Annotated in this window: 22 protein-coding genes; 4 read left to right on the forward strand and 18 right to left on the reverse strand. The window is 49.1% G+C overall.

The features are described from left to right. Window positions 1-284 precede the first annotated feature (284 nt). From ABUL11_RS08680 to ABUL11_RS08745, 14 genes are all read right to left on the reverse strand, one after another. Window positions 285-1,610, reverse strand: a complete 1,326-nt coding sequence (locus ABUL11_RS08680; RefSeq protein WP_350283466.1) for an aKG-HExxH-type peptide beta-hydroxylase — start codon at window positions 1,608-1,610, stop codon at window positions 285-287. Next, complete coding sequence (locus ABUL11_RS08685; protein WP_350283467.1) at window positions 1,582-2,781, reverse strand: radical SAM protein; 1,200 nt, start codon at window positions 2,779-2,781, stop codon at window positions 1,582-1,584. Before ABUL11_RS08685 ends, ABUL11_RS08680 begins: the two co-directional genes overlap by 29 nt. Window positions 2,782-2,846: 65 nt before the next feature. Continuing rightward, entirely contained in the window at window positions 2,847-3,047 is a 201-nt protein-coding gene (locus ABUL11_RS08690) for a hypothetical protein (RefSeq protein WP_350283468.1), read from the reverse strand. A gap of 156 nt (window positions 3,048-3,203) precedes the next feature. Continuing rightward, a complete protein-coding gene (locus ABUL11_RS08695; protein ID WP_350283469.1) occupies window positions 3,204-3,365 on the reverse strand; it encodes a hypothetical protein in 162 nt (53 codons plus the stop codon). 159 nt (window positions 3,366-3,524) lie between these two features. Further along, the gene (gene der / locus ABUL11_RS08700; protein WP_350283470.1) at window positions 3,525-4,928 is read right to left on the reverse strand and encodes a ribosome biogenesis GTPase Der; all 1,404 of its coding nucleotides are present in this window, start codon (window positions 4,926-4,928) and stop codon (window positions 3,525-3,527) included. Between the two features lie 51 nt (window positions 4,929-4,979). Continuing rightward, window positions 4,980-6,209 (reverse strand): outer membrane protein assembly factor BamB, encoded by a 1,230-nt coding sequence (bamB, locus tag ABUL11_RS08705; protein ID WP_350283471.1) that lies wholly within the window; start codon window positions 6,207-6,209, stop codon window positions 4,980-4,982. Then, window positions 6,206-6,850: a YfgM family protein gene (locus tag ABUL11_RS08710; RefSeq protein WP_350283472.1), complete on the reverse strand. Its 645-nt coding sequence runs from the start codon at window positions 6,848-6,850 to the stop codon at window positions 6,206-6,208. Before ABUL11_RS08710 ends, bamB begins: the two co-directional genes overlap by 4 nt. A 21-nt stretch (window positions 6,851-6,871) precedes the next feature. Then, window positions 6,872-8,134: a histidine--tRNA ligase gene (gene hisS, locus ABUL11_RS08715; RefSeq protein ID WP_350283473.1), complete on the reverse strand. Its 1,263-nt coding sequence runs from the start codon at window positions 8,132-8,134 to the stop codon at window positions 6,872-6,874. Next, on the reverse strand, window positions 8,127-9,371 hold the full coding sequence (ispG, locus tag ABUL11_RS08720) for a flavodoxin-dependent (E)-4-hydroxy-3-methylbut-2-enyl-diphosphate synthase (protein ID WP_350283474.1): 1,245 nt from the start codon (window positions 9,369-9,371) through the stop codon (window positions 8,127-8,129). Before ispG ends, hisS begins: the two co-directional genes overlap by 8 nt. 33 nt (window positions 9,372-9,404) lie before the next feature. Further along, window positions 9,405-10,472 (reverse strand): RodZ domain-containing protein, encoded by a 1,068-nt coding sequence (locus ABUL11_RS08725; RefSeq protein WP_350283475.1) that lies wholly within the window; start codon window positions 10,470-10,472, stop codon window positions 9,405-9,407. Further along, entirely contained in the window at window positions 10,459-11,253 is a 795-nt protein-coding gene (gene pilW, locus ABUL11_RS08730) for a type IV pilus biogenesis/stability protein PilW (protein ID WP_350283476.1), read from the reverse strand. Before pilW ends, ABUL11_RS08725 begins: the two co-directional genes overlap by 14 nt. A gap of 45 nt (window positions 11,254-11,298) precedes the next feature. Continuing rightward, window positions 11,299-12,438: a dual-specificity RNA methyltransferase RlmN gene (gene rlmN / locus ABUL11_RS08735; RefSeq protein ID WP_350283477.1), complete on the reverse strand. Its 1,140-nt coding sequence runs from the start codon at window positions 12,436-12,438 to the stop codon at window positions 11,299-11,301. Between the two features lie 38 nt (window positions 12,439-12,476). Further along, window positions 12,477-12,902, reverse strand: coding sequence for a nucleoside-diphosphate kinase (ndk, locus tag ABUL11_RS08740; RefSeq protein WP_350283478.1), 426 nt, complete (start codon window positions 12,900-12,902; stop codon window positions 12,477-12,479). 277 nt (window positions 12,903-13,179) lie between these two features. After that, a complete protein-coding gene (locus tag ABUL11_RS08745) occupies window positions 13,180-13,590 on the reverse strand; it encodes a nitrosocyanin (protein WP_011110790.1) in 411 nt (136 codons plus the stop codon). Window positions 13,591-14,014: 424 nt separating this feature from the next. On the opposite strand from ABUL11_RS08745, the gene ABUL11_RS08750 reads away from it, so the two are divergent. Continuing rightward, a complete protein-coding gene (locus tag ABUL11_RS08750; RefSeq protein ID WP_350283479.1) occupies window positions 14,015-15,400 on the forward strand; it encodes an aspartate aminotransferase family protein in 1,386 nt (461 codons plus the stop codon). A 155-nt stretch (window positions 15,401-15,555) separates the two neighbouring features. Here the strand turns inward: ABUL11_RS08750 and dnaQ are convergent, their stop codons facing one another. Genes dnaQ through ABUL11_RS08765 form a run of 3 tightly spaced genes read right to left on the reverse strand, consistent with a single transcriptional unit; the run spans window position 15,556 to window position 17,587 of the window. Further along, entirely contained in the window at window positions 15,556-16,254 is a 699-nt protein-coding gene (dnaQ, locus tag ABUL11_RS08755; protein WP_350283480.1) for a DNA polymerase III subunit epsilon, read from the reverse strand. An 11-nt stretch (window positions 16,255-16,265) separates the two neighbouring features. Next, entirely contained in the window at window positions 16,266-16,751 is a 486-nt protein-coding gene (gene rnhA / locus ABUL11_RS08760) for a ribonuclease HI (protein WP_350283486.1), read from the reverse strand. Then, window positions 16,751-17,587: a class I SAM-dependent methyltransferase gene (locus ABUL11_RS08765; protein WP_350283481.1), complete on the reverse strand. Its 837-nt coding sequence runs from the start codon at window positions 17,585-17,587 to the stop codon at window positions 16,751-16,753. The genes rnhA and ABUL11_RS08765 overlap by 1 nt, the downstream gene beginning before the upstream one ends. 59 nt (window positions 17,588-17,646) lie before the next feature. Between ABUL11_RS08765 and gloB the strand changes: the two genes are divergently transcribed. Beyond that, window positions 17,647-18,435 (forward strand): hydroxyacylglutathione hydrolase, encoded by a 789-nt coding sequence (gene gloB, locus ABUL11_RS08770; protein ID WP_350283482.1) that lies wholly within the window; start codon window positions 17,647-17,649, stop codon window positions 18,433-18,435. 26 nt (window positions 18,436-18,461) lie between these two features. Here gloB and ABUL11_RS08775 read toward each other — a convergent pair whose 3' ends face one another. Then, window positions 18,462-19,040 carry a peroxiredoxin family protein gene (locus tag ABUL11_RS08775; RefSeq protein WP_350283483.1) on the reverse strand — a complete coding sequence of 193 codons (579 nt, stop codon included), beginning with the start codon at window positions 19,038-19,040 and terminating at the stop codon, window positions 18,462-18,464. A 399-nt stretch (window positions 19,041-19,439) separates the two neighbouring features. Here ABUL11_RS08775 and azu point away from each other — a divergent pair, with 399 nt between their 5' ends. Then, window positions 19,440-19,901 (forward strand): azurin, encoded by a 462-nt coding sequence (azu, locus tag ABUL11_RS08780; protein WP_350283484.1) that lies wholly within the window; start codon window positions 19,440-19,442, stop codon window positions 19,899-19,901. 628 nt (window positions 19,902-20,529) lie between these two features. After that, on the forward strand, window positions 20,530-20,874 hold the full coding sequence (locus ABUL11_RS08785; protein ID WP_350283485.1) for a hypothetical protein: 345 nt from the start codon (window positions 20,530-20,532) through the stop codon (window positions 20,872-20,874). Window positions 20,875-21,150: the final 276 nt, after the last annotated feature.

Genomic DNA, 21,150 nt, shown 5'->3' on the forward strand with positions numbered 1-21,150 from the left:
ACGCAAAAAGGCTGGCGCTCACTTCCTCTTTCCTTATCCCGAACTCAGGTTAATTCTAGTAGCAAGATCGGAATTGAGATGGCTGCTGATTCTCCCGCGCCAATCTATAAAAGGTATTTCCTTGCTTTGTCGGACAAAAACACCAGCAGCCGGGGCTGAGCCAGTTAATAGCGTTTGTAAGCCAGGATCGCTCTCCATAGGCATATACGAGGAATTACACGGGCCCCTGCGCACAAGAGACTTGAAAAGAGCCTATAACCTATCGCTCTTGGTTGAACAAATTGTTAGGCAGCCAGGGATGCCAACTCACCAAGGCGGCGCTCTACCCAATCCTTATAAGCTATACCGACCTCGGTGAATTTTCCGTGACCGAACAATATCTTTGCTGCTTCCTGTACCTGTTGATGCAGTTCTCGTCCTCGCATTAGGACTTCATTGCGCGCATCCACGCTTAATGGACATGATCCAAGTATTCTTCGGAATGCTTCCATGACATGCATATTGACGTAAATCCCTTCATATATACCAACCAATGGCCGAGGATCAGAACGCCACCCCACTGAAAAAACTCTCGTCCCCTGCTCAGGTTCTAAAATAGGTATATATTCTTCCAAGTAGCGAAGTTTGACATGGCTCTGCTCATGCACCAGACTTTCCAACACTTGGATCGGCCTGCCTGCAGCAACCCAGCAAGCCCCTTGCATAGAAGAAATCGTAAAACCAGTCACCATCCAATCTTGATGAGCTTTGTAGGGCACTACTGCTTGCAAGGTTATCTCCCAATCTCCAAACTCTTCTGGCCATGCCTGCACAAGCCAGCGGCAACTACTTTCAAGGTATCTAGTACTGTAGGGTGGATAATAGTCATCAACTATTTCTACCAAGGCGGCCGTATATGTAGAACTCCGTTCTGGAGACCTTGTAATATCCAGCTTCACTCGCAAGCTATTTAGGTCATTCCTTACCACAACACCTCGCGAACAAGGCAAGCGGGGTGCCTTAACAAGGCTACACTCTTGGGCTTCGTAGCATACACTCAACTCGATACCCGCACTTCCCTGTGAACGCTCAATCATTAAAAAAGGCGAATCCTGCGAACCCACGATGATGATATCTCCGTTAATCAATACCGGAATCAAACCATCCACCGGGCAACGTATCAAATATTCTGGTCGGTAAAGTTCGATCTTGCCGTTACAGGAAACAAGGGTAATTTGAGTATCTTTCTCATGGTATAAATCAAGGCAATAATTTGTAATTTCGTCAACGAATCTCTGTGATTTTCTGATGATATCGGTTTCGTCAGATTGATATATAAAGCGATGTAACCACGACCGGAACAAGGGAGACGACACCCACTCTTGGGTTGCCGGCGACCAGTCTTCGCAGGTGCGTCGCAATGCTAATTGGATGTTCGGATGGTCAGCATCGGCTATTCCAGCTTCAAGCAGAGATTGAAGGATATGAATAAAACCTTCACGTTGATAAAACCCGGATTGACCCACCAGCGAGCGGGTAACCTCATTATGCGGAGAGGTTAGATTATCAATGAGAAAGGATTTTACTTCAGCAAGGCTGGCATTAGATAGTAGCAAATAAGGGAATTGCACGACTATATTCTCCAGGATTGGATGACACAGAAACGCGACCATACACCAAATCGAAAGCTATTTGGAAGAACCATAATTGGTCTTCGCATAAAACTGACCTTTCACTGGAAATCAAGGCACCGGGCACAGCTCTGCCAGGTAAAAAACCGCCACCACAGATTTCACGAAAAAAACAGCTCTTGCAATCTTGTGGAAGGAAATCCTTTAAAGTCAGTAGGCTCTGAAATACCTTGTCATCATGTAGTTCATCCAAAGTATTTGCAGCAATATTAAGTCCGGTTTTCACAGAACCATCACTGCTGGCTCTCAAATAATCCGGGTATTCGATGCTGCCATCCGTATTAACCACGAACATATTTACTTGATCATTTACCAAAAAATCCACATGTTCCGATCCGTGGCCAGCAAGAAATATCTTCACTAAATGATCAAAGAGACGCACATATAAGCGAGGATCATCCTCATCCCACCATAATTTGAAAAGTTTAGCGAACCAGTCTCCGAATAGCGGGCGCACCGAATAAGCAAGCTTTCCGTTATGATGCCACGGAGGATTACCCTCGTTAAATTCTATTGGCCATAAAACATCAAGCCGAGTAACGGGGAGAGTCTTAACCCAAGCCCAAAATTCTTCCGGCGGAATTTCCGGATTAGCGACACACAAAAAACCACCAATAAGATCACCATAACCCTGGTTTTTCAATAATTCAACGTTCCGCATAATGCGAGCGTAACTTCCATACCCATTGAATGTAAACCGATGCTGATCATTGTAAATCTGCGGACCATCCACGCTGATACCGAATCGAATGCCGTTATCTCGAAACAAATCAAGGCATGATCTACTTGGAAGTTTATAAAGATTGGTTTGTAGGCTCACATCTATATTGCAACCTTTACGATTTTGTGAGGAGATCATCTCAAATAAGGATTTAAAGTATTCCTGCCGCCACAAAGTCGGCTCGCCACCGTGTAGGCATAGTAGGAAATCTCGCTCTCCCCTTGATTTCAAATAGGCAACAATCCGTTCCACCACTAAGCATGCAATTTCCGGCGACATCATCTTTGGCATTTCAAGATAAGTCTTATCGGACAAGTTGAACATGTAACAATAATCACAATTGAGGTTGCATATTGCAGTCAACTTAATAATGCCCGTTTTAAACATCATAATTCTCCTGAAGGTTACCTACCCTGAAAGGCAGGTAACCAACATTCTCCTAAAGAGCCACAAATCTACCACTTCAGCCCAAATTGGATACTTAGAGCGGCGGGATTGAATCCAGGCCTAGCTTTAAGCTGAGCCAGAGCATTTTCAAGGATTTTTCCTTTTAAAACTTCTCCCTCGAGAGTAGCTAAATCCCCCTTAACATTTATATCAATGGGCTTCAGGTTGGTTAACAAATTGGCTGAAACCTTGTCAATTTCAGTTGGCATATCTCTAAACTCCTATGGTTGACAAAAAAGCGCCTTATAAACTAAATCCACCGCATATTGCGGGGGTCAAGGAAACACTATGCCTTTGGCGCGGATAGCAAAGCATTTCACAATAACGCGTGCATAATCTTGTAATGAAATTCCCATCCTGCAGATCTAATCAAAGTAGAAAGGCGTCTTGTGATTTCTCTCTTCCCTCAACTTGGCATACAGATCATGTACTACGACAGTTGGCAGGTTGAATTCCTTCGTGCTAAGAAGTGCCTGAGTTAGTACCAAAGCACATACGCGGGGTGTCAGGTTGATTATCCGACTCATGGAACACCTCATGATTTGATTAAAAATGAGGCTGTAATATAGAAGCTACGGACTTACAATGAGGTTACAGATACGAGAAAAGTTACGTATCTTTAATTTGTACAGTACTGGAGGGATAAAGAAGTTATTCAGGCAGCTGTTTGTCTGACCTTTTCGGGGTCAGCCGTACTTCTTGCGGTTGCGACGGCGTCGGCTATGCGCACGCCGGGCTTCTTCCTCGGTCAGCGGTGTTTTCTTACCGGCATAGGGATTGTGGCCAGTTCTGAATTCCACTCGTAACGGGGTACCTTTCAGCTTGAATACTTCCCTGAATGTATTTTCGAGATAGCGGCGGTAGGTTTGCGGAACATGTTCGAGCATGGATCCATGCACAATGATCAGCGGAGGATTTTCTCCTCCCTGGTGGGCATAGCGCAGCTTGGGCCGCGACATTCCCCCACGCGGGGGTTGTTGTTTAGCAACGGCAGCCAGCATGGCTCGCGTCAACTTGGGTGTAGGAATATGAGCCATAGCAGCAGCATAGGCCGCGTCCACCGAGGGCATCAACCCTTTCACACCGTTGCCGTACAGGGCAGAAATGTAGTGCAGATTGGCAAAACTCAGAAACCCGAGCTTGCGTTCAAATTCGCGTTTAATGATTTCGCGCTGATAGTCGTCCAGACCGTCCCATTTGTTGATGGCAACGACCAGGGCACGACCGGTTTCCAGGATAAACCCGGCAATATGGGCATCCTGATCGGAAATTTCATGGTGTGCATCGAGCACCAGAATAACTACATTGGCAGCCTCGATCGATTGCAGGGTTTTGACCACCGAGAACTTTTCCACAGTTTCCCAAACCTTGCCTGATCGGCGCAGGCCCGCCGTATCGATCAACGTATAGCTGCGCTGGCCATATTCAAAATCGACATAAATGCTGTCTCGGGTAGTACCGGGCTGATCAAATGCAATCACACGCTCTTCCCCCAGCAGGGTATTGATCAGCGTGGATTTGCCGACATTGGGGCGGCCGGCAATGGCAATGACAGGACACTTTTCCTGGCCAGGTTCAGCTGCGGTTTCTTCTTCATACGGATACCCTTCCAGTGCAAAATCGATCAACTCACCCAGATGATCTCCATGCAAAGCCGAAACAGCGCATGGTGTGCCGAGCCCCAGCTCATGAAACTCAGCCGTCACTGATGAATAAGGCATCCCTTCGGTTTTATTGACGACGAGGATTATTTTCTGGCCGGTTTTGCGCAATTGTTCCGCAATGATCTTGTCCTGTGCGGCCAATCCCTGACGACCATCGACGATGAACAGCACGATATCGGCTTCATCCACAGCTTGGAGGGTTTGTTTGGCCATGGCATGCAGGATGCCGGATTTGATCACCGGTTCAAAACCGCCGGTATCCACCACCAGATAGGGTTTGAGACCCAACCTGCCGTGACCGTAGTGTCGATCGCGCGTCAGCCCGGGAATATCGGCCACAATCGCATCACGACTGCGGGTCAGGCGGTTGAACAATGTCGATTTTCCGACATTCGGGCGCCCAACCAGTACAAGTGTGGGTTTCATGATAGTGGGAATATGAAAAAACGCTTTATCCGAAAAATAAGAATATCCGGATTACTGCAAGGAGAATGCGAAAAGCCCACCTTTTTGTGTTTGCACGACAAAACCATCCGACAGGTATTCGGGACGTGACAAAATCATGCTGCCATCAGTCGGTGCACGACCCAGCAAGGAGCCATCCTGACGGCTGATCAGGGTGACATATCCCTGATCGTCACCGACTACCAGACGGGTACCTCTGGCGATCATCAGAGCAGACAATTTGCGGCTACCCAGTTTTCCTCTCTTCCAGACAGCGGCGCCACTGCTTTTGTCGTAAGCAGCCACGGTCCCCTGTTCTTCACTGATATAAACATGGCTATTGTCCATCATCATGCCCGCGCTGCTCGATGCATCCCTTGCCCAGATCTGATTCCCGTTGGAAATTTCAAAACAGGCAGCCCGGCCGCGATAGGCAACTGCGCACACTTGGTCCTCATCGACCACCGGCAGGCTACTGATGTCGGTCATCCGTTCCAGTTCCGTAACGCCATGCGGTTGTGAAACGGTTGCTTCCCAGCCCACGTTGCCGGTAAACAGATCCAGTGCGATCAGTTTACCGCCGGGAAATCCCGCAAAAATAGCGCCCCGTGTAATCGATACACCAACAAAATTTCTGACTGTCAGGGGTGGTATTACACCCTGATAGTTCCAGATCTGCTTTCCATCTGTTGCATTCAGACCATAAAGCTTGCTGTCACCGGTACGCACCACCACGATTCCATTATCTGTTTGTGGTGGGCTTAGGATTTCACTTGGTACCTGGGATTGCCACAGGGCATTGCCTTCTTCATCGAATGCCAGTACCTCGCCTTTATAGGTTCCAAGCAGAATCATTCCTCCACCAGTACCCACCCCTCCGGAAAGCTGAGATTTGGTATCTACATGCCAGATTTCGCGTCCTGTCGCCGGATCGAGTTTGATCAGTCGACCACTTTCATCGGCGGCATACAGTGCGCCATTCTCGTAGACCGGCAGAAAAACCGCGGTCTTGCTTTCTGCCAGTTTTGCCTGCCACAGCGGCTTGATCGGGGTCAGTGTCTGCAACTCAGCAAGTTCGGCCTCATCGATTTCAACCTCATCCTCGTCACTGCTGAAAAGGTCAGTAAAGTGCGCACCCGTTATATCACTCCAATTTGCACAACCACCCAGCAGGATCAGCAGAGCAAGTATGCAAACACGCAGTGTCCGGTAAGCACTACGGAAAGTGAAATGAGGAGCCGGGAACGAAATACTGCCGATCACTGCTGTTGTTCTCTCAATGTATCAAGTTTCATCTGCACGACGTTCTGATAGGCACCCTGTGCGCCTAAGCTATCCAGCGCCTTCCGGTAGGCTGCTCTTGCTTCATCCGTCTTTCCTGTAGCAGCCAGTGCATCTCCACGCAAATCTGCGTAAAGTCCGGTAAAAGATGGAAGATGTTGTGTATCCAGTAATTTCAGTGCCTGGTCGTACTTGCTTTCATCCACCAGCACACTTGCCAGCCGCAAGCGGGTCAGATCCTTTACTTCTGGCTCTTCAGTATGATCAAGCACCCATTGCAGCATATCTTTCGCAGCCTGATTATTGCCTGCCTGATCTGCAGCACGGGCGGCCATCAATGCTGCACGCACAGCATAGCCGCTGCCGGGAAAACCTTCGATCAGCAGGTGTGCCGCATCCGTTATTTTGACGAGCTCACTCCCTTTCTCGACCTGTTGCTGAAGAATGGCATATAAATCAGCCGCCTGCTGCGCCTGTTCGGCCTTGTAATGATTCCACAGCCGGCTGCCGGCCACCGTTGCCGCAAAAACCGCAATGGCAAACAGCATAGTAGTGCCGTTAGCAGCCCACCAGGATTTCAACCCCTCTATCTTTTCCTGTTCTTCAAAGTTATACGCTGACATGGTTCTGATTTTCCACCTTGATTAAATATTTCCCAGAAGTGCAGCCGCACTGGCCAGATCGACTCTGGTCTGTTCCGCTGCTTCACGTAATGGCTTGATGCTAATTTGCCCGGCCATGACCTCATCATCTCCGATGATAGCGGCAAAACGTGCCCCACTGGCATTGGCTTTTTTCATTTGTGCCTTGAAATTTCCACCCCCGCTGTGTAGCACTACTTTAAGACCATCGTCCCGCAATGATTCTGCTACCTTCCATGAAAATTCGGCAGCAGCCTCCCCCTGATGCACCACATATACATCAGGAATGGCGTGTGCTCCAACAGTATCGTTTTCACCCATCAGCGCCAGTATCCGCTCGATACCCATAGCAAAACCGCACGCTGGTGCCGGTTTTCCGCCAATCTGCGCGATCAGCCCGTCATAACGCCCGCCTGCACAAATGGTCCCCTGCGCACCCAGCTTGTCAGTCACCCATTCGAACACCGTGCGATTATAGTAATCCAGCCCCCTGACCAGCCGGTTATTGATTTCGAAACTGATACCCTGATTGCGCAAAATCTGTTGCAATCCCTCGAAATGGGTGAGTGAATCTTCATCCAGATCATCGAGCAGACGGGGAGCGCCTGCGAGTATTTCACGCATAGCTGGATTCTTGCTGTCAAGAATACGCAACGGATTGGTTTTTAACCGCCGGCGTGCATCCTCATCGAGATCGTCACAGAATTTTTCCAGGTAGCTGATCAGACGGGCACGATAAACCGAACGTGATTCGGTACTGCCAAGTGTACTGATTTCGAGACGAACATCCGAGATACCCAGTAAACGCCACAACCGCGCGCACATAATAATGAGTTCCGCGTCGATATCCGGGCCGGAAAACCCAAGTGCTTCCACACCCACCTGGTGAAACTGGCGGTAGCGTCCCTTTTGCGGGCGTTCATGCCGAAACATCGGTCCGCTGTAATACAAACGCTGAGGACCCGCATACAGCAGATTGTGCTCGATTACAGCACGTACACAGGAGGCTGTGCCTTCCGGGCGCAATGTCAGATTTTCCCCGTTGAGATGGTCGACGAACGTATACATCTCTTTTTCGACGATATCGGTCACCTCCCCAATCGAGCGGACGAACAGATCAGTCTGTTCAACGATGGGTGTACGCAGATTGCGATAGCCGTAGGCAGTCAGCCATGTACGAATCGTATCTTCAAAAAACGCCCATAAACTGCTTTCGTCCGGCAGGATGTCGTTCATCCCGCGAACTGCCCGGATTGGTTCAGGCATTGGCTGCTTTTTTCCGATATTTGGTACGCACGTACTCATCGACGATCATACGGAATTCACCTGCGATGTTGTCGCCTTTCAGAGTAACAGTTTTCTGACCATCCACAAAAACCGGGGCAACCGGTGTTTCTCCCGATCCGGGCAAACTGATGCCGATATCGGCATGCTTGCTTTCACCCGGCCCGTTGACCACACATCCCATGACTGCCAGCGACATATTCTCGACACCTTCGTATTGCTCACGCCAGATGATCATCTGCTCACGTACATAAATTTGAATACTTTCAGCAAGCTCCTGAAAATAAGTACTGGTTGTCCGCCCGCAACCCGGACAAGCCGCCACCAGCGGAACAAACGCACGCAAGCCCATCGTCTGCAGGATTTCCTGTGCTACGATGACTTCACGGGCACGATCTCCACCCGGCTCCGGTGTCAGGGAAACACGAATCGTATCGCCGATACCCCTGAATAAAAGCACCCCCAGCGCCGCTGTCGAAGCAACGATCCCTTTTGATCCCATACCGGCCTCGGTCAGCCCCAGATGCAATGCATAGTCGCATTGCTCGGCCAGCGCACCATAGACTGCAATCAGATCCTGCACACCACTGACTTTGCACGACAGCACGATATGATCACGGGCCAGGCCCAGCTCTTCAGCTCTGGCTGCGCTTTCCAGCGCAGAAGTGATGAGTGCCTTGTACATCACCTGCGAAGCACCCAGCGGATCAGGTGAGCGTGCATTCTCATCCATGATTCGCGCCAGCATCTCAGGATCGAGACTGCCCCAGTTGACTCCGATACGAACCGGTTTATCATACTTGCAGGCCGTCTCTATCAGCATGGAAAACTGTTCATCACGCTTGCGACCATGGCCAACATTACCGGGATTGATACGATATTTGGCCAGTGCTCTGGCACATTCGGGATATGCAGTCAGCAGCTTGTGCCCGTTGAAATGGAAATCACCGACAAGCGGGACATGACAACCCATATCATCCAGTCGAGCACGGATTCCGGCAACGGCACGTGCAGCTTCCATCGAATTGACGGTAATTCTGACGAGTTCTGAACCTGCAAGTGCAAGCTGAGCGACCTGCCGGGTAGTAGCCACCTCGTCAGCGGTATCAGTATTGGTCATTGACTGCACAACGATCGGCGCACCACCACCGATCATTACCGAACCTACTTTGACACCCACACACTTCCGGCGCGGTGCAGGTACGTTATTAGAAGACATGGTTAAAACCCGATTCTCAGAAATTCATACAGATTATTCAAGGGAAAAGCGTGCGACATCATCATTGCCGCGTGTATAGGGTGCAAGATCAACCGTGCGCCCGTTATAGGTAAGACTGACTCCGGCTGCATTACCGATAACCAGATATAAAGGTGGTTTACCTTCTATTGCCTGCTCGGTTCCACGTAAGTGGGTTTTTTCGAGAATGACCCGACCACCACCATCCTTGATTTTGACCCATGAATCTCGTGAAAAGGCGAAATGCAGTGATTTTTTACCATCATCTGAAGCCTTGGGTACCTCTGCAGCCGGTACGGAAGGTGTGGGCAGTTCAGGCAGTGTCGTCGCAACCGGCGGCAAACCGGCACCAGCGGGTGCAGGTGTTACCAATGGCAACCCGGAAGCAGAGGAAGACAACGGCAGCGCCAGATCTATTGCTACCTGGTCATTGCCGTCAGCAGAGTTCGATGACATCACCTGATCTGTATCCTCTGCCGAGAAGGAAACCAGCTGTTCCGGTACTTCATCACGATAAATTCCATAGGCCGCAAGCGCTGCCAGTATCACCGCAATATACAGCCACCCGCCGCGACTGCTGCGACCAGACCGGTAAACAGGCTCGATCGCCTTGAAACGCTGCGCATTTCTTTTACTGGCAAAGACAGCATCCACCGGCCTTGCCTGAGGCACCGCTTCCATTAACAGCGGCACATCATCGAGCTGCAGCAGATTGGCATAATTGCGTATATAGCCGCGTAAGAATACGGCGGCAGGCAGCCTGGAAAAATCCTGTGCCTCGATCGCCTCCACCTGCTGTTCAGACAGACGAAGACGGTGCGCCACCTCGCCTACATTCATGCCACGCCTGATCCTCGCATCACGTAATATCTGCCCGAAACCGGAAGCAGTTGTACCGCCTGCTGGGATCGTTCCAGCTAGATCATCGGCCTGAACAGGCGAGTACGACATCATACTCGCAGATTCTGCCTGAAGAGATACAGCCTGATCTAAAGTTTCTTCAACCGATTCTGCCTCATGAATGAGATCCGATTTCTGATCAGTAGCCAATCCCTCTTTTTCATCTAGTTCATTGTCTTTCATGACTCAACCTTACTGCACGCGATTCCCGAGCTTCCCGGGAATCAGGAAAACGCTTCTGTAGCTGAAAAGCATAATTATTTTCTGCATTGATATCTCCGTTCGCTCGCGCAATACGGACAGCCAGCCACAAACTGCCTGGAGCGGGAGAATATGTCTGTAAATACCGGTTGATTGCAGTCCACGCCTTTTTTACTTCACCACGACTGAAATCCAGCTCTACCAGGCCAAGCTGGGCCAAAGGATAACCCGGGCGGATAATCAGAGCCTTCTGAAAGTAGCTTTGTGCCTGCTCGAAATTATTTTGCTTCAGAACGCACAATCCTGCATTGGTATAAGTTCTCTCTGGCGTTTCATATAAGGGATCACGCACGGCCATCATGAAATGTTCGAGGGCCTGTTCCATCCCGCCGGGTTTTCGCTGACATAAGAACCAACCGAAATTATTACGTATATCAGGATCATTTGGGGTGATTCCAAGTCCGCGCTCAAAGTTCCACTCCGCGCGATCATCTTCCTGCAGATCCATATAAACCAGTCCCAGCATGTTATAAGCCGGAGCATAGTCGGTTTTTTTCTGCAGTGCGATTTCAGCCTCTTCTATCGCTACCCGATATTGACCACGGTGATAGTACTGGCCTGCAAGTTCAGTATGAATTTTTGCACTGTGCAATGCACGCTGCTTCAGTTCTTCAGGAGTCGGCTTTTCCTGAACCGGCGCATGCCCGCAACCCGCCAGCCATACCACAAATCCGAGAACTCCCGTTCTAATCAGCCTGTCCATTTTGCTTGCAATGGCTTATCCCACACTGGATTTATACATCTCCGATTATCTGGCAACTGACGGCTGACCAGCTTCACGCCTATTTGTCCGGCGTGTCTTGTCGCGTACCTGTCCTGCCAGTTGACCACAAGCAGCGGCGATATCATCCCCCCTCGTTTTGCGTACTGTCGTAACGATACCGGCTTGCATCAGTACATCCCGAAAATTACTGATGGCTTCTGCATCCGACCGCTCATAGCCGGAACCGGAAAAGGCGTTAAACGGGATCAGATTGAGTTTGCACGGAACGTTCCTGACAAGCTGAACCAGTTCCCTTGCCAGCGCTACACTGTCATTCACGCCTTTCAGCATAACATATTCAAACGTAATAAAATCTCTCGGCGCGGCTGGCAGGTAACGCTCACAAGCGGCCAATAAATCCCTGATCGGATACTTTTTATTGATGGGCACCAACTGGTCACGCAAGGCATCATTCGGTGCATGCAATGAAACCGCGAGCGCCACCGGGCAGCGCTCACGTAAGCGATCCAGAGCGGGAACCAGTCCGGATGTACTCACCGTTACCCGGCGGCGTGACAAACCATACGCATCATCGCTCAGCATCAGGTCCAGTGCCGTTACCAGGTTTTCAAAATTAGCCAGCGGCTCACCCATCCCCATCATGACGACATTGGTAACCGGCCGCCTCGTTTCCGACTTGTCTGTCTGCACTCGTGTAGTATCCAAGGGAAACGGGCTATGACTACCTGCTTCGAGCAGCCGATTGGCCCACCACAACTGACCAATGATTTCTGCAACGCTCAGATTACGATTGAAACCCTGCCGACCGGTAGAACAGAAGCTGCATGCCAATGCACAACCCACCTGACTGGAAACACAAAGCGTACCCCGACTAGGCTCAGGAATGAAAACCATTTCTACTGCGTTCCCCGATCCTGTCGATAACAGCCATTTGCGAGTGCCATCCCCTGCTGTATGATCACTGACGATTTCAGGCAACCGGACAATGGCACATTCCATCAGCTTATGGCGGAACCCTTTTGCCAGGTCGCTCATTTCCATGAATTCCGTCTTACCGGACTGGTGTACCCAGCGCAACAACTGTCTTGCCCGATAAGGCTTCTCACCCATTTCTCCGCAGAAACGGACTAGTTCCGTCTTATTGAAATCAAGCAGGTTGATCATTGCGCCCGGTTTTTCAGATCAGCAAGGTGTGTTTATTATCAGCGTGAATATATTTCCAGAGACGGAAAGAAACAGGCGATTTCAACGGCAGCCGTTTCAGGTGCATCCGAACCATGTACTGCATTGGCATCGATACTTTCTGCAAAATCTGCGCGAATCGTACCTTTTTCTGCCTTCCTAGGATCTGTGGCACCCATCAGCTCACGATTTCTGGCAATTGCGTTTTCACCTTCCAGCACCTGGATCATCACCGGTCCGGAAATCATGAATTCGACCAGATCCTTGAAGAAAGGTCTTTCCCTGTGAATCGCATAAAAATTCTCAGCCTCGATTCTCGACAAGTGCGCCATGCGAGCCGCAACGACTTTCAGACCGGCTGCTTCAAATCGTGCATAAATTTGTCCGATAACGTTCTTTGCCACTGCATCGGGCTTGATAATGGACAAGGTCCTTTCAACTGCCATCAAATACCTCATAAAAATAGTTCATCACGAGCCGGTATTCTAACAAAAAACCCTTATATGATTTATCAAACAGCAAGTGGGAAGAAGTGCACAAAAGGCGAGGTTGGCTATAACAAAGATATAGTGATATTGCCCGATCACATTACCAGAGCAGGATGAGATAGCTTGCGCTATTCCGGTAATATCGAGTCGGTTCCAGGAAAGATGATACGCTACAAAAAATCAGGCCGGATTTATCCGGCCTGATTGTGGTTACTGCTGTAGTTCCAGACGTTGCTTATTCTACGACGTTAAGGGTACCTGGCAGGTGGATATTTTTAGGATGAAGCTGGCACCAGATCGTGAAAGCACCTGCTTTATCAGCGGTAAAACTGATAGTTTTGGTTTCACCTGCTTTGATTACTTCCTGAACACCAAAAGCATCAATTGAAAATCCTTCACTGATAGGCGATTTGTTTTCAACAACGACTTTCACTGCATCGCCTTTCTTGACGACCAGTGTCTCCGGCTCATTCAACACATTGAAAGCACGGATATTTTTTACGGTCACACCTTCCACGTTGAGTTCAGGAATAGTGGTATCGTAGGCGTTGATAACCACATTGAAGTTGTGTTCAGCTTGTGCAGCACCCGCCAGCAACAGTGACCCTACAGCAAAACCTGCAAGCATTGCTTTTGTTGTTTTCATGATTATCTTCCTCTACTTGAATTTACATTTTGTTTAGCGAAACATCGTTCGCCGGCCCGGCGGCACCCATCTGCAACTTTCCATAAATCAGCCAATGGACAAACTCTCTGCCGGGATATTCATAAATGATTTCACCACTGAGAAATCTGCCTGTTATTTATTAGAATCAGGCCGGCTACCAGAGAACCCGCTAACCACATCGAGTCCTGGCGGGAAAGTTTAGACAAGCTGATGATAAATGTCAATCAGATACTGGAATGATAATCATTGCTGATTTTACGACAGAAAGATATGGATGGCACCCTGAAATCACCAGATTTTTCAGCAGATATCCACCCGGAACACCTCAATGGATTAGGGTAAAATGCTGCTGATTTTTTGGTATCTGCTTACCTGCACCCCACCACATTCCGGAGCCCCGCCCATGAAAATCCAGGATTTCATCCAGAACCGCAGCAAAGAAAATTTTGCCCTGCATGACAAGTATCTGAACAGCCAGATGGTCAAGGTCCTCAAAACCATTGATTTCGATCGTCATTATGTCCGGGCAGAAGGCGCATATCTATTCGACGAGCAGGATAACCGCTATCTGGATCTGCTGAGTGGTTTTGGTGTCTTTGCACTGGGGCGCAATCATGCCGAAATCGTCGAAGCACTCAAGAGCACTCTGGAGGCAGATTTACCCAACCTCGTCCAGCTCGACGTATCACTACTCGCAGGACTGCTGGCAGAGAGACTGGTCAAACTGACGCCGGACGGATTGAATCGTGTCTTTTTCGCCAACTCGGGTACTGAAACAGTCGAAGCGGCGATCAAATTCAGCCGTTATGCAACCGGAAAACCCAAAATCATTTTCTGCCACGGCTGTTATCATGGACTGAGTCTTGGCTCTCTCTCCGCCACGGGAGATGATCATTACAAAAAGGGATTCGGTCCGATGGTGCCGGACTTCATCGAAATCCCGTTCAATGATCTCGAAGCACTGGAACAAGTGCTTGCACAGGGAGATGTCGCCGCCTTCATTACCGAGCCGATTCAAGGACACGGTGTCTGGATACCGGATGACGACTATCTTCCGGAAGCAGCCAGACTCACCCGCAAATACGGCGCATTGTTCATCACGGATGAAATCCAAACCGGACTGGGGCGGACCGGCAAGTGGTGGGCAGTCGAACACTGGTCTGTCGAACCCGATATCCTGTGCATGTCCAAGACGCTTTCCGGCGGATTCGTCCCTGTGGGTGCACTGGTTTGCAAGGAGTGGATCTTCGACCGTGTTTTCAATCGCATGGATCGCGCAGTCGTTCACGGCAGTACATTTGGCAAAAACAACCTGGCAATGGCCGCTGGTCTGGCCACACTGGAAGTGCTGGAATCAGGAAATCTCATCGAACATTCCGCCCGTACCGGAGCAGCCATCATGGATGCGCTGACTCCACTGACGGAAAAATACGAATGCTTCAAGGAAGTACGAGGCAAAGGCATGATGATCGCGCTGGAATTCACCGAACCGAAAAGCCTTATGCTGAAGCTGTCATGGAAAATGCTTGAATCTGCCAACAAAGGACTGTTCTCGCAGTTGATCACCGTGCCGTTATTCAGGCAGCACCGGGTTCTGTCTCAGGTAGCCGGCCACGGCATGAATATTGTCAAATTCATCCCGCCACTCATTCTGACGGAATCCGATGTCGAATGGATCGTTACCGCGGTCAATGATGTCGTGGCGAATGCCCACCGTGGACCTTCAGCAGTATGGGATTTTGGCAAAACGCTGACATTCAGTGCCATGCGCGCCAAACTGCACGCCTGAGAACCCGTTCAAAATCCCGATCAAGGGAGGTAGTGCAAGGCAAAATTGAATGAGAAAACGGAGCATACTCTCGCGAAGTATGTGACGTATTTTGAGTTCGATTTTAACGCTGCAATGCGCCTTTCAGTGGAATCTTGAACGGGTTCTGAGCAAATTCAACTGCTCCATAAGCAATTGCCTTTGCTCTCGACGCTGATGCGTTCCATCAACCGGCCATGCAATTCGAGCTCTGCTTGCGTAGCGGGCTGAACGATCAACGCAAGATTCGCCACTTTGCCGGCTATCGAACTATTGGCTTGCCGTGATGCGGGTGTATCCACTTCCATCAACAGGCTTTCCTGGCCGCGTGTCATTGCCAGGTAAACCTCAGCCAGCAGCTCTGCATCGAGCAAAGCGCCATGCAACGTTCTGTGGGAATTATCAATCTGATAACGCTCACACAACGCATCCAGATTGTTTCTCTTGCCCGGGTGCAGCTCTTTTGCCAGTGCCAGTGTATCGATGATTTGCAGGCAATGATTCTGCATCGGATCAAATCTGATCAGGTCGAGTTCACGGTTGATGAACCCCACATCGAAAGGAGCGTTATGAATGAAAATCTCAGCATCTGCTATGAACTCCAGAAACTCGTTGCAGACATCCCGAAACATGGGTTTATCCCGCAAAAATTCACGAGTCAGCCCGTGTACCCGCAGCGCACCTTCATCACTCTCCCGCCCCGGATTGAGATAGCGGTGAAAATGGCGATTGGTCAAACGCCGGTTACACACTTCCACTGCTGCTATCTCGACGATACGGTGCCCCAGTGCCGAATCCAGACCCGTTGTCTCAGTATCAAGAAATACATACCGCATGATTTACCCGATCAATCCGCTTTTTCAGACAACACCGATGCCACCCCACGGTTGGCAAGCATATCGGCTCGCTCATTGCCATCATGGCCGTTATGCCCCCGAACCCAGAACCATTCAACCTGGTAATGCCGGGACAGCTGATCCAGTTCCTTCCACAATGCCTCATTCTTGACCGGTTTTTTTTCTGCCGTCAGCCATCCGCGTTTTTTCCAGGAATGAACCCACTCACTGATACCCTTCTGCACATATTGCGAATCGGTATGCAGTTGAACTCGCAAAGGTTGCCCGGTATCGGGTAGTGATTCCAGTGCCTGCAACGCACGGATAGCAGCCAGCAGCTCCATCCGGTTATTCGTCGTCACAGGCTCTCCACCAAAAAACTCCCGTATTTCACCATCAAACTTCAGATAAACTCCCCAGCCCCCTATTCCCGGATTACCCTTACAGGCACCATCCGTAAAAATCTCCACCAGCTTTACACTCTCTTCCAGTTGCATTACAAGTCCCTGTTGTTCACGGAGCATACACACAACCCCGTATTCCTGTTTTCAATCAGCCCATCGGCCTTCTCACGCATAGTATCAGCGAATATTCCTGAATCATCCAGCCTGTGGCCCCGCTCGATCTGCGGAACCACTACCGTACCCCTTTTCGCAGGTGAATCCTCCCAACAAGGCTTGATGACGTGTAGGCCACATTCATGCTTGACTGCCTGTAAAAAATAAACTCCCCCGGCAATCGGCCACCAGCGATCTCCGGCCGCCTCCATGAAACACAGACGAGAAAGCCACTTTTCCCGGGTACATGGCGGCACATAGCAGCCAAACTGTCCTGCAACGGTTTCAAAATTATGCAGCTCCAGCCAGTCCTGCAGGCGCGATAAGGCAATGAAACGCCCACACCACGGAAAACCCGTTTTTGATTTCACCATACGCTGACGCATCCCCCAGAGACTGAACGGGTTGAATCCGCTGATGATGACTTTGCCCTCCTGGATCAGCACCCTGTGTACTTCCCGGAGTATCTGGTGAGGATTTGAATTGAACTCGAGTGTGTGCGGTAACAGAACGAGATCGATGCTGCCGCTTTTGACGGGCAGAAAATGAGGATGTGCGTAGACCGAAGCATTTTCCCGTACTCCGAGCACAAACTTGAAAGGCATCCGGTTATTGCGCAGAAAATCAAACCCGGCAAAACCGATCTGGGTCGCGTTATAGCCAAAAATATCTGTCACGACACGGTCGAAATAACACTGCTCCTGTTCAAGCACATACTGTCCCAGCGATGTTTCTAACCACTGTTGCATACTTTGCTGCAATACAGAATCGAACATATTATCAGGATGATTGGTTATGATGATGGCCAGTCTGCTATCTGCTACAAGGAGGCAAAATGATCAATGTTTTTCCTGTCCGGGCGTTTAGGGATAATTATATCTGGATCGTTCACAATCAACATTTCGCTCTCGTTATAGACCCGGGCGATGCAGCACCAGTTCTCACCTGGCTGAGACAACAAAAATTACAACCCATTGCAATCCTTTGCACCCATCACCATCATGATCACACGGGCGGTATTTCCCTGCTGGTGCAGAAATTCGAAATACCTGTCTACGGCCCTGCCAGTGAGAAGATACCGGAAATGACTCACCCGCTTGCGGAAGGAGACACCCTCGCGTTACCGGAATTGTCGCTGGAACTCAATGTTCTGGACATTCCCGGACATACCGCAGGCCACATTGCCTGCCATGGCCAGAACCGGCTGTTCTGCGGGGATACGCTGTTTGCCTGCGGCTGTGGGAGAATCTTTGAAGGCAACGCACAGCAGATGTTTGATTCTTTACAGAAACTGACCAGCCTGCCTGATGAAACCCAAGTCTATTGCGCTCATGAATATACGCTGGACAACATCCGTTTTGCCAGGGCGATCGACCCGGATAATCCCCAGTTGATCGAACTGGAAAGTAACGTGGAAAAAGAGCGGGAGCGGAATATGCCCACGCTCCCCTCCAGCCTGGCTGCAGAAAAAGCGACCAATCCATTTCTGCGTTGCGACCAGCCGGCTATCATCCAGAGTGCCAGTCGCTATGCCGGGCGGCAGCTTACTGATCCAATCAGTGTATTTGCTGCCATCCGCAACTGGAAAAACGATTTCCGGGGAAATACCAATTTACCGATGTGATCCGGTAATCAGCCTGCTCGTTCGCATCAGACTCGGCAGCCATCGGCATCGCACCCCGACTTTGCATCCCGTTCATCAGTAGCTGAGTCTGTCGAACCGGCAACCAGCTCCTCATCAGACACTTCTTCAGCTAGCAGCGTCCCGATCGACACACCCAGCAACAAATCACTGACATGACCAAATTTGTGCAAACGCAGATGGCCTGTCTTATCCACCAGAATAGTAGTCGGCGTTCCCTGCATGTGGTAAGTCATCATCGTGTGCGGAATCGAATGCTGCTCGTTCGGTTTGTCTATCCCGATCGGAAAACGCAGCCTGTACTCATAGGCAAAAACTTCCAGTGCATCACGCCCCATGACCTCGTGATGCTCGAAAACCGTATGCAGACCAATCACCGCCACACGATCAGGGTCAAATTCATCGAAAATCCGCTGTGTCTGAGGAATACCCTGCTGAACACATCCCGGACATAACATCTGGAAAGCATGCATCAACACCACCTTGCCACGCAAGGAAGCCAGCGTAATCGGTTGCGGTGTATTCAGCCAACCCGAGGTAATCAGTTCCGACGCCTTGATTTTTTCAACAGTTGTACTTTTTTTCATAGTTTAACAGTGAGATATATTGCTGAAAACAGAAACATTTTTTGCTTATTGATGATATCACGTACAGTTATCCCAGAGTAATTCCCGGGTTTATATCGATTATTTATCTTACTGTGCAATAAACCCGGATATTTATTTGTTTCTCACATTTATCTATTTTATTCTTGATAATTGAAATAAGAACCATTACCATTAATTCATCATGACTAGTGGTCAGCTGCATGCAGAGACTACTTTTTTACCAGATAGCTTAACTGGTACTCATCGCAGGATATCCGGCAACAATCAAATATCCTGTCGTTATTATCCAGAATTGATTCAATCGGATATGAGAAAAAATCATGATGATACAAACCGGTAAAACATCCGGAATCCAAAAATAGACGAAAGAGGAGAACCATGAAAAAGTGGAAATACACAGTAATGGCAGCCGCAATGATTGCACTGGCTAACTCAGCACTGGCCGAGCAATGCGAAGTCGAAATCGAAAGTAATGATGCAATGCAATTCAACAAAAGCAGTATCTCTGTACCACAAACCTGTGAACAGTTCACCTTGAAGCTGATTCACACCGGCAAGCTACCCAAAACAGGTATGGGACATAACTGGGTACTTACTAAGACTGCTGATGCACAGGGCGTTGCAACAGATGGAATGTCTTCCGGCCTGGACAAGGAATATCTGAAACCAGACGATGCCCGGATAATTGCCCATACCAAGATCATTGGGGGTGGAGAAAGTGACACAGTAACTTTCGCTATAAACAAACTAGATCCAAAAGAAAGTTACTCATATTTCTGCTCGTTCCCGGGACACTCAGCCATCATGAAAGGAACACTGCAACTGACTCAATCTAATTGACCTCTTTTCTCAAACAGCACATTACGGAGCCGATACAAATCCACTAAATTGCAGAGATGTAAAGCGGATAAATGTTCGGCTCCAACCGTGATCATAGGAAAACGTTCTATTTCACCACTTCCACTATAAAAATAGACAAGCATCGACCTGCAACATAAATCATTCACTGAAGTGTCATTTAAATATCAGGACTCTGACAAACGTCTATGATGATTGTCGTAATGCTAAAGCTCCCCGCATATCGCCGTTGCGAATCCTATCGCCCCCAATAGATCTCTTTCCCCGACACGAAAAACAAAAAAGAAAAATTATGGCTTTCGTATTGTATCGATAGCAAATAAATCGAAATTTCTTGCATATAAAAGAAACAGTTTGGTCATTCGTTTATACAGAACTGATCATTTTTGTTTATTTGTAATTTGATCAAACAACTTTTCCCCCTTTAATCAGGAAAACCGGCTGACTGAATACCGATGCGCAGCTTTGCTGAACAAACATCGGCAGTTTCGGTCGGATATCCAGTCTGCCAGTGATATGACGGTTATAAACAGCAGGAGCGTTATGCCATACTGAAGTATCTTTAGAGGGAATTTTTTGTATCGTTAATTTATTTCACGGGAGCCAAACAATGAAGCAATCCATCTTTCTTCTTACTGCGCTGGTACTGTTACATACTTCAAGTAACGCAGGCACACTTGCCAATGGCACCTGGTTACCTGTGGGATGCGGTGAGCGGCCCGTAGCACCGGCTATCAGTACTACCAGCATAGCGGACTATAACCGCAGCGTCGAAGCAATCAATGAATGGCAGAAACGTGCCCAGCAATACAACTCCTGTCTGGTCGACGAAGCAAATGCAGATAATGCGCTGATCGCCAGAACAGCAAATGATCAACAGGCAAAATTCCGGGAAGAAATCGACCAGATTAGTGCGGAAGCAGATAAGGCAAAGGCTGTTCTGGACAGCAAGTGATACTTAAGCAATGCATGGTGGGCAATGAATATTGCCCACAAGCTATATTGCTATTCAAAATATACAGCCTGCTTTATTTCATATATCCGGTCGCCAAGGAATTTGCAGGGTAATCTGAACGAACTATCTCATCAAAACTGGCCTGGAAATTTTGCAACTGTCGGCAGATCGAAGCAGCTAAAAATTCCTCATAAATAATTGCAGCCTATGTAGTTCATCCTGGGTAAGAGAGAGAACTACAACGTCTTTCACGGGCGGCCACTGGTTCACATACCG

Source organism: Nitrosomonas sp. (genome assembly GCF_040256045.1).
In the GTDB taxonomy this organism is placed as follows: domain Bacteria; phylum Pseudomonadota; class Gammaproteobacteria; order Burkholderiales; family Nitrosomonadaceae; genus Nitrosomonas.

Coding starts and splice junctions, on each gene's coding strand:
- ABUL11_RS08685 (WP_350283467.1), bottom strand. CDS start 2,781: ATGATGTTTAAAACGGGCATTATTAAGTTGACTGCAATATGCAACCTC.
- ABUL11_RS08690 (WP_350283468.1), bottom strand. CDS start 3,047: ATGCCAACTGAAATTGACAAGGTTTCAGCCAATTTGTTAACCAACCTG.
- ABUL11_RS08695 (WP_350283469.1), bottom strand. CDS start 3,365: ATGAGTCGGATAATCAACCTGACACCCCGCGTATGTGCTTTGGTACTA.
- der (WP_350283470.1), bottom strand. CDS start 4,928: ATGAAACCCACACTTGTACTGGTTGGGCGCCCGAATGTCGGAAAATCG.
- ABUL11_RS08710 (WP_350283472.1), bottom strand. CDS start 6,850: ATGTCAGCGTATAACTTTGAAGAACAGGAAAAGATAGAGGGGTTGAAA.
- hisS (WP_350283473.1), bottom strand. CDS start 8,134: ATGCCTGAACCAATCCGGGCAGTTCGCGGGATGAACGACATCCTGCCG.
- ispG (WP_350283474.1), bottom strand. CDS start 9,371: ATGTCTTCTAATAACGTACCTGCACCGCGCCGGAAGTGTGTGGGTGTC.
- ABUL11_RS08725 (WP_350283475.1), bottom strand. CDS start 10,472: ATGAAAGACAATGAACTAGATGAAAAAGAGGGATTGGCTACTGATCAG.
- pilW (WP_350283476.1), bottom strand. CDS start 11,253: ATGGACAGGCTGATTAGAACGGGAGTTCTCGGATTTGTGGTATGGCTG.
- rlmN (WP_350283477.1), bottom strand. CDS start 12,438: ATGATCAACCTGCTTGATTTCAATAAGACGGAACTAGTCCGTTTCTGC.
- ndk (WP_350283478.1), bottom strand. CDS start 12,902: ATGGCAGTTGAAAGGACCTTGTCCATTATCAAGCCCGATGCAGTGGCA.
- ABUL11_RS08745 (WP_011110790.1), bottom strand. CDS start 13,590: ATGAAAACAACAAAAGCAATGCTTGCAGGTTTTGCTGTAGGGTCACTG.
- ABUL11_RS08750 (WP_350283479.1), top strand. CDS start 14,015: ATGAAAATCCAGGATTTCATCCAGAACCGCAGCAAAGAAAATTTTGCC.
- dnaQ (WP_350283480.1), bottom strand. CDS start 16,254: ATGCGGTATGTATTTCTTGATACTGAGACAACGGGTCTGGATTCGGCA.
- rnhA (WP_350283486.1), bottom strand. CDS start 16,751: ATGCAACTGGAAGAGAGTGTAAAGCTGGTGGAGATTTTTACGGATGGT.
- ABUL11_RS08765 (WP_350283481.1), bottom strand. CDS start 17,587: ATGTTCGATTCTGTATTGCAGCAAAGTATGCAACAGTGGTTAGAAACA.
- gloB (WP_350283482.1), top strand. CDS start 17,647: ATGATCAATGTTTTTCCTGTCCGGGCGTTTAGGGATAATTATATCTGG.
- ABUL11_RS08775 (WP_350283483.1), bottom strand. CDS start 19,040: ATGAAAAAAAGTACAACTGTTGAAAAAATCAAGGCGTCGGAACTGATT.
- azu (WP_350283484.1), top strand. CDS start 19,440: ATGAAAAAGTGGAAATACACAGTAATGGCAGCCGCAATGATTGCACTG.
- ABUL11_RS08785 (WP_350283485.1), top strand. CDS start 20,530: ATGAAGCAATCCATCTTTCTTCTTACTGCGCTGGTACTGTTACATACT.